Below are 12,431 nucleotides of genomic sequence, written 5' to 3'. Positions count from 1 at the left end.
CCCACCCCCACCGACAACGACTGACCAACCAAGACCGCAAAACGGCCCACAATTCAACCGTTGGAACTGGTCCCGTTTTCAGCCGTTGCCGACAGACTGAAGGCGACAGGGGTCCCCAACGTGGTCCACCAACTCTCCGGATCAACACGCTGCCAGTCCTGACTACGTCGGCCTCACCGATCAGGAGACCTCCGGCTTGCCATCACCGCACTCCTCGTCCATCACGACCAGTTCACCCCGCCGTAGAACCGAAGGAAGCCGAGTGCGGCGGACTGCTCGTTCGTGAGACAGCCCGCTGCCCGGCGACGACTCCGCCCACAGACTGCCTGGCTTCAGCGCGGCGAGCCCTGGTGCCGCGCCCGTTGCCCGGGCCGCGTGAACTCTCGTATCTGAGGGACGGTTGTGCAGGGGACTGGGCGGTCGCTTTCAGCGGGAGATCGGAGATGCGACCGAAGGTGGGGACGACTAACCGGGTGCCGCTTCTGTGGGCCGTCGGTGGCAAAGTAGCCCGCGCCCGCTTGCGCCTGTCGGCAGGTCACCCACATCACGCTGAACAATTGGCCTGGTCAAGAAGCACGGACATATCTGGGCGGCACCGAGGGGAACTACCGATGGACAACGCAGGACGTCCGGATCGTAGAGCTCTGCTGGCCGGCGCATTTGCGGGCGCCACGGTCGCGCTGGCGGGGTGCTCGGCGACCAGCGCCGCCACGTCGGCGAGCAGCGCTTCGCCAACAGCACGGCCCACCACGCCCGCCGAGGCATTCACAAGAGTGATGGACGGCAACAAGCGCTGGGTAAGCGGAGATCTTCAACACCCCGACCGGGACCCGAACCGGCGGCAGTTCGTAGCCCAGAAGCAGGAGCCTTTTGCGGCGATCCTCTCGTGCATCGACTCCCGAGTGCCCCCCGAACTTCTATTCGATACTGGGCTGGGTGACCTCTACGTGATGCGTACGGGTGGCGAGGCGGTCGGCCCAGTGGTCACTGGTTCTGCCGAGTACGGGCCCATGACGAGTGGCACCCCGCTCATTGTGGTCCTCGGGCATCAGCGCTGCGGCGCCGTCAAGGCCGCGTATCAGTCCATTCGTCACGACAAACCGCTGCCCGGCAACCTGCAGGCGATCGTCAAGGCTCTGCAGCCTGCATATGAGCAGGCAGTCCGGGAAGGCGGCGCCGACCCGGTCGAGACCATGGCCCGCGCCCAGGTCAAGTTGACCGCGACCGATCTGCGCTCCAACCAGGACCTCGCCCCACTCGTGCGCAAGGGCGCCCTTGCCGTGGTCGGCGCCTATTACTCACTGGACACCGGAAAGGTGCAAGTCCTGACCGGTGCCCCCTCCTGAACCGGTCGGACACGACGAACCTGCTTCATCTGGTCGCTGACAGGCAACCGGACCGCCTTCCCCAGATGCCGAAGCAGCTGACAGTCAGCACCATGGCCGGGCTGACTCGCCGTGCACATCCAGCAGCCGCCGGTCGTAGTGGCGTCGTTGCAGAGGCCTCCTGCGAGGCGAGGAACACGTGGGCCGATGCTATTGCCGCAGACTGGGCGGGGCGGCCATCAGGACTGCTTGCGGGCGAGGCCGCGCGTCGCTCCTCGCCACCGCGCGGCCTCGCCCGGCGATGCCGGAACGCCACGGGACGTCAGGTGCGCGCCCGTAGCCCGCGGGGGGTGTTCCACTCAACCATCCGGATGGTGCCAATGGGCCGGGTACAGTTGCGGGAAGGCAATTACGGCAGCCCGGCGCCCTCAATGTTCAGCAAGTCGACGAGTTGGGGGCGGTGCAGGTCGGCGGACGGCACCTGGTCGTATCCCGACGCCGAGTCCACCAACGCGCACGTCGTCCTTGCCGACATCGACAACCTTGCGCACACGGACTGCCGGAGCCTGCTCCCTGGCAGCCTCCAGGAGACAGGCGTCCCGCTGGCTCCGGAACAGAGGGCCGCCGTGCTGCGCAACCGCTGCCTGTCCTTCCTGTTCAACATCCACGGTCTGGCCGTCCCGCTTGAGGGAGTGACCTGGCAGACGCATGGAAAGCAGTCCGTCGACGCCGCATACCTGACGGGCATCGATCGCGACATGGCCCGTGGCGGGCTGCAGAGCGGCGAGCGGGCTCCGGACCGTGGCGCGCAATGAACGTGGCCGCGGCGCGGTGCTGTTCCTGGAGGCGGTGGCGGACTTATTAAGGGCGAGGCGGTCTACGTCGGTGACGACCTGGCCGTCGAAGACGGCGTGGCGGGCGAACTCGGCGAGGCGAGCTTCGGCCTCGGCGCCGGCCGGTCCGGCCAGGGCCGGGTGGTTGTCGGCGGCGCTCATCTCTGCGAGCGGTTGGCCGAGGGTGAGGGCTTCTTCGGCTTCGACCTCGTCGCGGAACCGGGAGTCGCTGGTGCCTCATGGTGGAGTCGGGTGTTGGAACTGTCTGAACAGGGCGCTTGAGCGGCGCCCGCGCCAGTGATGTGGGCGCCAACTGGTCGGTGTCAGCTTGGCTGTTCGGTGAGTTGCTTGATCAGGAACCAGCAGGGGTCGGCCACCTCGTGCCGCAAGCCGTCGTCGTCGTGGAAGTGGTAGCGGTCGAGGTAACGGCACCCGGTTTCGTGGTAGCCGATTCGCAGATAGAGCGAAAGCCGCGCGGTGGTTCTGATCGTCCACGCCCAACCCGATCTGGTGGTAGCCGCTGCGCCCGGCCTGAGTTTCTGCCGCACGGATGATGGCCGTCCCGATGCCCTGTGATCGCCGCTGCGGCGGCCAGACTCCCAGGCCGTTCAGCTCAGGGCATTCAGGGAAGCGATCGTGGACTTCGGGTGCTTTGCACCCTTGCCAGAAAATCGGTGCAGTCCTGACGGGGATCCCGTCGGCCCAGGCGACCAGGAAGGCGCTGAGACCTTACTGTTGTGTGTCGAACCGCATCGCATGACGGCGTGTCTGTCCCGGTGAGGGGATGTGCCTCTCCAGGACTTCAAGATCGCCTTCCTGGCATTGCCGGATATCCATATGCGCTACCTTCATATCGGTCGGCGGCTGATCCCAGCTGCGTGGGCGCCCCGGTCTCCGGCGGCGGCTCGCTGCCATTTGTCGGCGACGGTGATGTCAATGTCGAGGGTGCGGGCGAGGACCGCGGCGGGCAGTTCGGTGGCGCGCTGAATCAGCGTGGTCGAGCGGGTCTCCGCGAGCCGGATGCCGAGTTTGCGGAGCCGCTCGCCCATGGCCCGGGCGCTGATCGGGCGGCCGGGCCGGCCTCCACCGATCCCGTAGCGTTCCAGTGCGGCCGAGGGCGGCACTCGTGCCTCAGTTACCCCGCCGTGAACGGTGTGCCGGACGTTGTCCTCGCCGCCTGGGCGGAGCACACGAACGCGGCCTTCACGAAGGCCGAATACGTCCACGTGGAGGTCGAAGACCTGCGGACGGCAGCGGCTGCGTAGGACGCCTTCCACGGGGCCGAGCCGATCGCGGGGGATCTGTGGGAGATGATCAGTATTTGATCTATGGAAAGCGCTTCGACCTGGGTCTATCTGTGCGCGTGTAGAGCAGTGTCCAGATTTCACTGGCGGTTTGTGCAGGCCGGCGCCGCGGTCCTGCTGGTGGGTTGCTACGAGGGTGGCGGCACGTCCACCCGGCGCCAGGTCGCCACCGGGCCAGGAGCGCGGGAGCCTTCGGGGGTGACCCAGAACGCCTTTCCCTGTTCGGCGCTGTACTGGGCGCCTGTTCGCCCGTCTCCGGACGAGCGGCCGGTCAGGCGGCGCCCGATCCACGGCATCAGGTGCTGGCGGGCGAAACGGAGGTCATCGACACGTCGTATCGCCCATTTCGGTGGGACCGAGGCCGGTAGCGGGGTCCGCCAGTCGTTCTCGGCGGGCAGCCCGAGCGTCTGCCAGACCGCCTCCGCCACCCTTCGATGCCCGTCGGCCGTCAGATGCAACCGGTCGACGTCCCACAGGCGGGGATCACCCAGGGCGGGCGCCCCGTACAGATCGACGACCGACGCTCCGTGCCGTGCCGCCAATTCGTCGACCAGGGAGAACAGCTCCTCCATCCGCGGGCGGAACCGTTCCATCACCGGGCCGTTGCGACCGGGGCTGCGCATCAGCACAAGCTTCTTGCACGACGGGGCGAGACGTTCGACGGCCTCTTCGAGCCGTCCGCGGACCATGGCCATGTCGCACTTCGGCCGCAGCGTGTCGTTGAGACCGCCGACGAGCGTGATGACATCCGCCCCCATGGCGGCGGCCACATCGACCTGCTCGTCGACGATCTGGCCGATCAGCTTGCCGCGTACGGCGAGATTCGCGTAACGGAACCCCGGCGTACGGACCGCGAGCCGTCCGGCGAGGACATCGGCCCAGCCCCGGTACGAGCCGTCGGGCAGCAGGTCCGACATGCCCTCGGTGAACGAGTCGCCGACCGCGACAAGACTGGTGTACGAGGCATTCAATTCCATGGCGATGCGATCGTATCGTGGCACGGTCTGTCCCCTTTCGGACAGCCCCGAACGGCTAGGGAAGGCTCTGAACGGTTCCGGGCGGCTGCGGACGGGTGCCGAAGGCTCTGGGGGCGGGGGAGATCCGTACGGAGCGCGGCAGCGCGCGGTGAGCGGGCCCCTTCAGTCGCCGAGGGCCAGCCGCAGACCGAATCCGGCGATCACGGTTCCGGTGATCCGGTCCAGCAGCCTGCGGGCCTGCGGGCGTTGCAGCCAACCCCGCAGGGCCTGGGCGAACGCGATCAGCAGCGCCGACCAGAGTAGGCCGAGCGCGATGTGCACCCCGGTCAACAGCAGGCCCGTGGTGAAGTGCGGGGCACCCGCTGGGATGAACTGGGGCAGGACGGCGACGTAGAACACGCCCATCTTCGGGTTGAGCAGATTCGTCAGGGCGCCCTGCCGCCACCCGGCAGCGAGGCTGTCGGTCCCTTGCGGAGCCAGGGCGCGGGCCTCGGCCCCCTGCGCCTCTTCCCCCTTGGCGCGCCGACCGCGCAAGGTGTCGACGATCATGCGTCCACCCATCCAGAGCAGATAGGCGGCTCCGGCGTCACGCAGCGCTTCGTATGCCATGTGCGAGGCCGTGAGCAGCGCCGTGACACCGAGCGAGGTGAGCGCGCCCCAGGCCAGAGTGCCGCTCTGGATGCCGAGGACGACACCGAGCGCACGCTTGCGGCGACCGAGCGCCGAGGTGCGCAGGACGAGAGCGGTGTCGAGGCCGGGCGTGAGGGTGAGGAGCCCTACGACCAGGGCGAAAGACCATAGTGCGGTGCTGATTGCCATGGACCGTCAGCTTAACCGTGCCGGTGGCGGTGCCTTCCGCGGGGAGGGGGCACGGCCGAACCGGGGAGGGGGCACGGCCGAACCCGCACCGCGCCCCGTGGCCGGCTGGTCAGCCTGCCCGCGATCGGATTCGCGCGCCCCCACGCGGCCCATCGGCCGGCCTGCGGCCGGATCCGCACCGCGCCGCCCGCCACCCGGTGGCGCCGGCCTCCGGTCAGCGCGTCTGTGGCCGTCCGACCAGTTCGCGCAGCACGTCCTCCATCGTGACCATTCCGGCCGGCCGGCCGTCCTCGTCCACCACCACTGCCAAATGCGTCCGGCTGCGCCGCAGCGCGGTCAGCGCGTCGTCCAGCGGCGTGGCGGCCCGCACCCGGGCGATGGGTCGCATCGCCGTGACGGGGAACGGCACGTCGCGCGGTGTGGCGTCCAGGGCGTCCTTCACATGGAGATAGCCCAGGATGCGCTCCTCGCTGTCCATCACCGGAAAGCGCGAGAACCCGGTCTCGTACGAAAGCCGTTCCAGCTGTTCCGGCGTCGTCCCGACCTTGGCGTACATCACTCGCTCCACCGGCATCACCACATCCCGCACCGGGCGACGGCCCAGCTCAAGGGCGTGGTGCAGCCGCTCGGCGGCGCGGCCGTCGACCAGCCCGGCGTCCCCGGCGTCCTTCACCAGCCGGGCCAGCTCGTCGTCGGAGAACGTGGCGGACACCTCGTCCTTCGTCTCGACCCGCAGCAGCTTCAGCAGTGCGTTGGCGAAGGCGTTGATGGCGAAGATCACCGGGCGCAGCGCCCTGGCAAGGGCGACCAGCGGCGGTCCGAGCAGCAGCGCGGCCCGCACGGGCTCGGCCAGGGCGATGTTCTTCGGCACCATTTCGCCGAGCAGCATGTGCAGATACGTCGCCACGGACAGCGCGATCACGAACGAGATCGGATGGATCAGTCCGTGCGGCACACCCACCACGTCGAATACGGGCTCCAGCAGATGCGCGATGGCCGGTTCGGCGACGATGCCGAGAACCAGCGTGCACAGTGTGATGCCCAGTTGCGCCGCCGCGAGCAGCGCCGACACGTGTTCGAGGCCCCAGATGACGCTTCGCGCCCGCCGGTTCCCCGTCTCGGCCTCGGGCTCGATCTGGCTGCGGCGCACGGAGATCAGCGCGAACTCCGCGCCGACGAAGAAGGCATTGACGACCAGGGTCATCAGTCCGATGAAGAGCTGGACGGCGATCATCGTGCGTCCTCCGTCCGTTCGTCGTCGGGCAGCGGTGCGTGCAGCAGGACCCGTGCCGCACGGCGTCCGGAGGCGTCCACCACATCGATCCGCCAGCCGTGCAGCTCGATCGAGTCACCCACGGCGGGGATGCGGCCGACCTCGGTGGCGACCAGTCCGGCGAGCGTCTCGTACGGTCCGTCCGGCACGCGCAGTCCGATTCTCTTGAGCTGGTCGAGTCGGGCGGCGCCGTCGGCAGACCACAGGGTCCGTCCGTCGGCGTCCTCGCCGGCCGGAGCCAGGTCCGGTGTCTCGTGCGGATCGTGCTCGTCGCGCACCTCGCCGACCACCTCCTCGACGATGTCCTCCAGGGTCACGACACCGGCCGTGCCGCCGTACTCGTCGATGACGACGGCCATGGCGAGCTTGCCGGACAGCCGGTCCAGGAGCCGGTCCACGGTGAGGGTCTCCGGTACGAGCAGGGGCTCGCGCAGCATCTGCGAGACGCGGGTACGGGGTCGCTGCTCCGCCGGGACGGCCAGCACGTCCTTGATGTGTGCCACGCCGACGACGGTGTCGAGGCTGCCGCGATAGACGGGGAAGCGGGACAGACCGGTCGCGCGGGTGGCGTTCGCGACATCCTCCGCGGTCGCCTGCACCTCCAGCGCGGTGACCTGCACTCGCGGGGTCATGACGTTCTCCGCCGTCAGCTCCGGCAGGTTGAGGGTGCGGACGAACAACTCCGCGGTGTCCGCCTCCAGCGCCCCCTGCTTCGCGGAGTGCCGGGCCAGCGCCACCAGCTCCTGGGGGCTGCGGGCCGAGGCGAGTTCCTCGGCCGGTTCCATGCCCAAACGGCGCACGATCCGGTTCGCGGTGTTGTTGAGGTGACTGATGAACGGTCGGAAGACGGCGGTGAAGGCCCGCTGCGGGGTCGCTACGGCCTTCGCCACCGCGAGCGGGGAGGAGATCGCCCAGTTCTTCGGGACGAGCTCGCCGACGACCATCAGGAACACGGTGGACAGCGCGGTTCCCAGGACGAGGGCCACCGAGGACGCCACGCTCGGGGACAGGCCCACGGCCTCCACCGGACCGCGGATCAGTTTCGCGATCGACGGTTCGGAGAGCATGCCGACCACCAGGTTGGTGACGGTGATGCCGAGTTGTGCGCCGGAGAGCTGGTAGGTGAGGCTCCGCACGGCCTTCATGGCGCCCGTCGCGCCGCGCTCACCCCGCTCCACGGCCCGTTCGAGCTGACCGCGCTCGACGGTCGTCAGGGAGAACTCAGCCGCGACGAAGGCGCCGCAGGCGAGCGAGAGCAGTACCGCCACGAGCAGCAGAAGCACTTCGGTCATCGGTTCACCTCCGTCCCATGATCGGGCAGGGGCAGGAGGATCGCTCGATGTCGGCGATGTCGACTACTGGGAGGCTCGCCCATGGGCGGACGCTCACACCTTTCGGAAGGATCGGTCAGGACTCCGTCCATCGTAAAGGATCGGCAAAGTCGACCACTGTTCCGGAGGGTCGTCTTCAGTCCGTGAGCGGCTTCACCCAGCGCCGCCAGTGATCCTCGCGGTGGTAGCCGGCCGCGGCCCAGGTGCGGTGGGCCCGGTCGTTGGCCTCCAGGACCATGGCGTCGACCCGGCGCCCGCCCAGGGTGATGAACCGCTGTTCCGCCGCTGCCGTCAAGGCGGTGGCGATGCCTTGCCTCCGGCGGTCCGGGTGTACGGCCAGCCGGTAGGCGGAGCATCGCCAACCGTCGAAACCGGCTATGACGGTTCCCACGAGAAGACCGTCACGTTCTGCCAGCAGCAGGGCCTCAGGGTCTCTTGAGATGAGCCGGGCCATCCCGTCGTGGTCGTCGCTGATGCTCGTACCCTCCGCGGCTTCCCGCCAGAATCGCAGCACCGCGTCGATATCGGAGAGGTCGGCGCAACGGATGTGAAGATCGCTCATGGTGCGAGCCAAGCAGAGCGCCGACCCGTTCGGCGAACGGTTTCCGCGCCGAGGAGTCGCGAAGGAGCGGACGGGGCGCACTGCCCACGCTTCGGCCTGGAAGCCCCCTCGCCCTCGGATCCCAGCCTTCAGATCTCTGTGTCGAACATGTCCAGCAACGCTGTGCCGTCCATGCCCTCCTCGGGTCCGGGCAACCGCAGCTCGGCCCAGATGACCTTCCCCTGGGGGGTGTAACGGGTGCCCCAGCGCTCGCTCAGCTGCGCGACGAGGAACAGGCCGCGGCCTCCCTCGTCCGTCGCGGCGGCATAGCGCAGATGGGGTGAGGTGCTGCTGCCGTCGGCCACCTCGCAGGTCAGGCCGTGATCGTTCAGCAGCCGCATCGTGACCGGTGCGGAGCCATGGCGGATGGCGTTGGTGACCAGCTCACTGAGCACCAGCTCCATGGCGAACGAGAGCTCGGACAGACCCCAGTCGTCGAGCTTCTCGGACGCGGCGGCGCGCATCCGCGCCACAGCGGCGGGATCGAACGGTACGTCCCACTCGGCGACACAGTCGGGCGGGAGCGCCCGGGTGCGGGCGATGAGCAGCGCCACATCGTCCTTCGGCCGACCGGGCAGGAGCTCGTCGAGCACCGCCCGGCAGCTCTCCTCCGGCGACCGGCCGGCATGGGATGCCAGAGCGTGGCGCAGCAGCTCGATGCCTTCGTCGATGTCCCGGGTGCGGTCCTCGATGAGCCCGTCGGTGTACAGGACGAGCTGCGTGCCCTCCTCCAGTTCCATCTCCGCGGTCTCGAACGGCATACCGCCCAGGCCCAGGGGCGGTCCGGCCGGGAGGTCGGGAAACGTCACGCCGCCGCCGTCGGGCCGGACCAGTGCGGGCAGTGGATGCCCGGCCCGCGCCATGGCGCACTCGCGTGAGACGGGGTCGTAGATCGCGTACAGGCAGGTGGCGCCCATCACCCCCGCGCCGACGGTCGTCTCCGCCTCCTCCTGGTCGATGCGCCCGACCAGGTCGTCGAGGTGGCCGAGGATCTCGTCGGGCGGCAGGTCGAGGGTGGAGAAGTTGTGCACGGCGGTCCGCAGCCGTCCCATGGTGGCGGCCGCGTGCAGGCCGTGACCGACGACGTCTCCGACGACCAGCGCCACCCGGCTGCCCGGCAGGGGGATCACATCGAACCAGTCGCCGCTCACCCCGGAGACCGCCGGGAGGTAACGATGGGCGACCTCAAGGGCGCTCTGCTCGGGCAGCTCCCTGGGGAGCAGGCTGCGCTGCAGCGTCACGGCCAGGGCGTGCTCACGGGTGTAGCGACGGGCGTTGTCGATGCTGACCGACGCCCGGGCGACCAGTTCCTCGGCCAGGGACAGGTCGTCTCCGTCGAACGGCTGGGGCTTCTCCGAGCGCCAGAATTCGACCACGCCCAGGATGATGCCCCGCGCCCGCAGCGGTACGGTGATGAGCGAATGGATGCCGTAGTCGATGATCGACCGTGTCCGCTCCGGGTCCTGGGCGAGCCAGCCGGGTGCGGCGGACAGTTCGGGGACCAGCTCCGATCGGCCGTTCCCAAGGGCCCGTGCCTGCGGCGTGGCGGGGAGGAAGTCGTTCTGGCGGCCGCGTTCGTAGAGGGGGTGGTCGTCCCGGATGCCGTGCACGGCGGCGCGGCGCATGTCCGTGGTCGTACTGGTCGGCTCGTCCCCGCGCAGGACCGGGCCGGCCAGATCGACGGTGACGAAGTCGGCGAGACGGGGGACCGCGACCCGCGCCAGTTCCTCGGCCGTACTCACCACGTCGAGGGTCGTACCGATGCCGAGCCCGGCGTCGTACAGCAGTCTCAGCCGCTGGCGCGCGCTCTCCGCCTTCCCCGACAGTGCCCGCAGCTCCGTGGAGTCGCGCAAGGTCGCGACGGTCCCCTCGCGGGCGCCGCGACGTTTCGTGGGGCGCTGGCTCACCGCGAGCAGCCGGTCTCCCGCGAGATGCACTTCGTCCGTGGCGGCCCGGCCCGAGGCGAGCAGTTCCACCGTGCTGGGATCGAGGCCGGGCAAGTCCGAGGCGTGCCGTCCCTCGGCGTCGTGCGGGAGATTCAGCAGCCGTCTCGCCTCGTCGTTGGCCAGCAGAAGCCGACCGTCGTCGCCGACGATGAGCACGCCTTCGCGCACGGCGTGCAGCACCGCGTCATGATGCTCGTACATGCGGGTGATCTCGGCGGGGTCCAGGCGATGGGTCTGTCGCCGCAGCCGCTTGGCCACCAGCGCTGTTCCGCCCATGGCGACGGCGAGCGCGGCCGCTCCGGTGCCGAGGATGACCGGAATCTGCCGGGCCACCACACCGGTCACGTGGTTGACCTTCAGGCCCGCGGCCACCACGGCCACGACCTTGTTACCGCGGTCGTGGACGGGGACGACCGCCTGCACCTCGTGGCCCAGCGGGCCATTGACGCTCTCCGTGTACACGCGGCCGGCCAGCGCCGGTTCGATGGTGCCCACGAACCTCTTCCCGATCTGGCCCGGCTGGGGATGCGTGTAGCGGATCCCCTTCGTGTTCATGACCACGATGAAGTCGACGTCGGCGGCCTTCCGCGCGGCCTCTGTGTGCGGCTGGAGCGCCTTGGAGGGATCAGGCGTCCTCAGCGCGGCCAGAATGCCGGGTGAGTGCGCGAACGTCTCCGCGACGGCAATCGAACGACTTCTTGCCTCCGCGCTGTTGTCGTGCTGGGACTGGAGTACGAGCGCCAGCACGGCGGCCGCGACGAGGAGCGCCACCACGACCACCTGGAGGGCGAAGACCTGCCGTGCGAGGCTCCAGGGGCGCCTGTCCATGAGTGACCGAACCGGTGTGATCCGGAATCGGCCGAAACGTGTGGCCACACTGACCTTTGTAGCACCGCACGGTCGTCGGCGCGTGAGGTGAGAACGGCGGAGGGCCTCCGGACGGGAGCGCGCTGCTGCCCAGAGAGGCCCCCTGGGAGCGTCCCGAAACAGGGCCGTCGTCATTGCTCCGGGCGGCGTCCGCGCGAGCATGCCGTCATGGGCGAACGGGGACGTTCGAGGGCGGCCGGGGCGTCGGCTTCCCGGCGAGGGGGCTCGCGTGAGGATCGAGTCCATGGACGCCCGATCCCCTCATCGGCCGCCCGCGATACCCGGCGACCGGTGTACGACGACCGGTGCGCGGGGCACCAGGCGACCGGTGTACGGGGCACCATGGTGCTCCCCTTGCCGGTGCTAGCGAACCGGCGCTAGCGTGTTGTTGTGCCCAAGACTCAGCTGAACGTGAGAGTGGACGAGGCGACCGCCGAGGCCGCGCGACAGCGCGCGCTGCAGAGGGGGATGAGCGTGAACCGTTACATAGAGGAGCTCGTGAAGCAGGATGCGGGCGAGGTCGGACACACCTTTGTCGAGGCCGCGGCCGACTTCATGAAGCAGTACGAGTCGGTCTTCGCCGAGGAGTTCGGCCCGGAGCGCAAAGGTACGCGTTGAACCTCCAGATCGACCTTTCCTGGCTGCTCATGGTGGCCGAGCACAAGACCCCCGGCGATCCGCAGGTCGTCGACTGGGGGGCGCTCGTTGCCGCGGTGGCCCGCCATGAGGCCGAGATCTTCGGCAGCCCCGTGTACAGCGACCCGCACTCCAGGGCCGCCGCCCTGCTGCAGCTGCTGCTCCACGTTCCCGCGCTCGAACACTCCAACGCGATGTTCTCCTCCGCTGTCGCGTACGGCTATCTCGTCGCCTCCGGGCTGAAGGTGATCACCTCGCCCGAGCAGGTGCGCGATCTGGCCCGGCTGGTGAAGGAGGGCAAGGCGGACGTCCGGGCCATCGCCGACGAACTGCGCCAGTGGAGCCTGTGACGGGCTCTGCAGACCGTGGTGGCCGGACGCGTCAGTGGCGCCTGTGACGGCTCCGTACGCCATGGTGGGCGAACGGAGCCGGTGGCGCCTGTGACGACTCCGTACGCCATGGTGGCCGGACGCGCCGGTGGTGCATGTGGCGGCTCGGTACGCCGTGGTGGCCGGACGC

Annotated in this window: 13 protein-coding genes; 5 read left to right on the top strand and 8 right to left on the bottom strand. The window is 69.2% G+C overall.

Going from position 1 to position 12,431, the window contains the following annotated elements; all coding sequences use genetic code 11:
• Positions 1-776: 776 nt before the first annotated feature.
• The 3 genes from ABZ826_RS29620 to ABZ826_RS29610 all read left to right on the top strand — a co-directional run bounded on the left by ABZ826_RS29620 (position 777) and on the right by ABZ826_RS29610 (position 2,440).
• Complete coding sequence (locus tag ABZ826_RS29620; RefSeq protein WP_361454853.1) at positions 777-1,346, top strand: carbonic anhydrase; 570 nt, start codon at positions 777-779, stop codon at positions 1,344-1,346.
• A 410-nt stretch (positions 1,347-1,756) separates the two neighbouring features.
• The gene (locus ABZ826_RS29615; RefSeq protein WP_361454850.1) at positions 1,757-2,140 is read left to right on the top strand and encodes a hypothetical protein; all 384 of its coding nucleotides are present in this window, start codon (positions 1,757-1,759) and stop codon (positions 2,138-2,140) included.
• Between the two features lie 96 nt (positions 2,141-2,236).
• Positions 2,237-2,440 (top strand): hypothetical protein, encoded by a 204-nt coding sequence (locus ABZ826_RS29610; protein WP_361454847.1) that lies wholly within the window; start codon positions 2,237-2,239, stop codon positions 2,438-2,440.
• Here the strand turns inward: ABZ826_RS29610 and ABZ826_RS29605 are convergent.
• The 8 genes from ABZ826_RS29605 to ABZ826_RS29570 form a co-directional block, all read right to left on the bottom strand.
• Positions 2,396-2,830, bottom strand: a complete 435-nt coding sequence (locus tag ABZ826_RS29605; RefSeq protein WP_361454867.1) for a GNAT family N-acetyltransferase — start codon at positions 2,828-2,830, stop codon at positions 2,396-2,398. The genes ABZ826_RS29610 and ABZ826_RS29605 overlap by 45 nt on opposite strands.
• A 176-nt stretch (positions 2,831-3,006) precedes the next feature.
• Positions 3,007-3,282 carry a hypothetical protein gene (locus ABZ826_RS29600; protein ID WP_361454844.1) on the bottom strand — a complete coding sequence of 92 codons (276 nt, stop codon included), beginning with the start codon at positions 3,280-3,282 and terminating at the stop codon, positions 3,007-3,009.
• Between the two features lie 308 nt (positions 3,283-3,590).
• Positions 3,591-4,439 (bottom strand): SGNH/GDSL hydrolase family protein, encoded by an 849-nt coding sequence (locus ABZ826_RS29595; RefSeq protein ID WP_361454841.1) that lies wholly within the window; start codon positions 4,437-4,439, stop codon positions 3,591-3,593.
• 162 nt (positions 4,440-4,601) lie between these two features.
• Entirely contained in the window at positions 4,602-5,258 is a 657-nt protein-coding gene (locus ABZ826_RS29590; protein ID WP_361454838.1) for a LysE family translocator, read from the bottom strand.
• 214 nt (positions 5,259-5,472) lie between these two features.
• Positions 5,473-6,492, bottom strand: coding sequence for a hemolysin family protein (locus ABZ826_RS29585; RefSeq protein ID WP_361454835.1), 1,020 nt, complete (start codon positions 6,490-6,492; stop codon positions 5,473-5,475).
• Positions 6,489-7,823, bottom strand: a complete 1,335-nt coding sequence (locus tag ABZ826_RS29580) for a hemolysin family protein (RefSeq protein WP_361454832.1) — start codon at positions 7,821-7,823, stop codon at positions 6,489-6,491. The genes ABZ826_RS29585 and ABZ826_RS29580 overlap by 4 nt, the downstream gene beginning before the upstream one ends.
• Before the next feature lie 175 nt (positions 7,824-7,998).
• Positions 7,999-8,424, bottom strand: coding sequence for a GNAT family N-acetyltransferase (locus ABZ826_RS29575; protein ID WP_361454829.1), 426 nt, complete (start codon positions 8,422-8,424; stop codon positions 7,999-8,001).
• Between the two features lie 128 nt (positions 8,425-8,552).
• Entirely contained in the window at positions 8,553-11,237 is a 2,685-nt protein-coding gene (locus ABZ826_RS29570) for a SpoIIE family protein phosphatase (protein ID WP_361454826.1), read from the bottom strand.
• A 429-nt stretch (positions 11,238-11,666) separates the two neighbouring features.
• Here ABZ826_RS29570 and ABZ826_RS29565 point away from each other — a divergent pair, with 429 nt between their 5' ends.
• Together ABZ826_RS29565 and ABZ826_RS29560 are read left to right on the top strand one after the other, a co-directional pair.
• Complete coding sequence (locus ABZ826_RS29565) at positions 11,667-11,894, top strand: hypothetical protein (protein WP_030921856.1); 228 nt, start codon at positions 11,667-11,669, stop codon at positions 11,892-11,894.
• Positions 11,891-12,262: a fic family toxin-antitoxin system, toxin component gene (locus tag ABZ826_RS29560; protein WP_093551070.1), complete on the top strand. Its 372-nt coding sequence runs from the start codon at positions 11,891-11,893 to the stop codon at positions 12,260-12,262. Before ABZ826_RS29565 ends, ABZ826_RS29560 begins: the two co-directional genes overlap by 4 nt.
• Positions 12,263-12,431 lie beyond the last annotated feature (169 nt).

The sequence above is a fragment of the Streptomyces sp. NPDC047515 genome, assembly GCF_040643055.1.
Classification (GTDB): domain Bacteria; phylum Actinomycetota; class Actinomycetes; order Streptomycetales; family Streptomycetaceae; genus Streptomyces.
The sequence above is the reverse complement of the archived record's forward strand: the minus strand, read 5'-3'. Positions and strand labels throughout refer to the sequence as shown.

Excerpts from the sequence above, each read along its gene's own strand:
- ABZ826_RS29620 (WP_361454853.1), top strand. The coding sequence starts at position 777 with ATGGACGGCAACAAGCGCTGGGTAAGCGGAGATCTTCAACACCCCGAC.
- ABZ826_RS29615 (WP_361454850.1), top strand. The coding sequence starts at position 1,757 with ATGTTCAGCAAGTCGACGAGTTGGGGGCGGTGCAGGTCGGCGGACGGC.
- ABZ826_RS29595 (WP_361454841.1), bottom strand. The coding sequence starts at position 4,439 with ATGGAATTGAATGCCTCGTACACCAGTCTTGTCGCGGTCGGCGACTCG.
- ABZ826_RS29590 (WP_361454838.1), bottom strand. The coding sequence starts at position 5,258 with ATGGCAATCAGCACCGCACTATGGTCTTTCGCCCTGGTCGTAGGGCTC.
- ABZ826_RS29585 (WP_361454835.1), bottom strand. The coding sequence starts at position 6,492 with ATGATCGCCGTCCAGCTCTTCATCGGACTGATGACCCTGGTCGTCAAT.
- ABZ826_RS29580 (WP_361454832.1), bottom strand. The coding sequence starts at position 7,823 with ATGACCGAAGTGCTTCTGCTGCTCGTGGCGGTACTGCTCTCGCTCGCC.
- ABZ826_RS29575 (WP_361454829.1), bottom strand. The coding sequence starts at position 8,424 with ATGAGCGATCTTCACATCCGTTGCGCCGACCTCTCCGATATCGACGCG.
- ABZ826_RS29570 (WP_361454826.1), bottom strand. The coding sequence starts at position 11,237 with ATGGACAGGCGCCCCTGGAGCCTCGCACGGCAGGTCTTCGCCCTCCAG.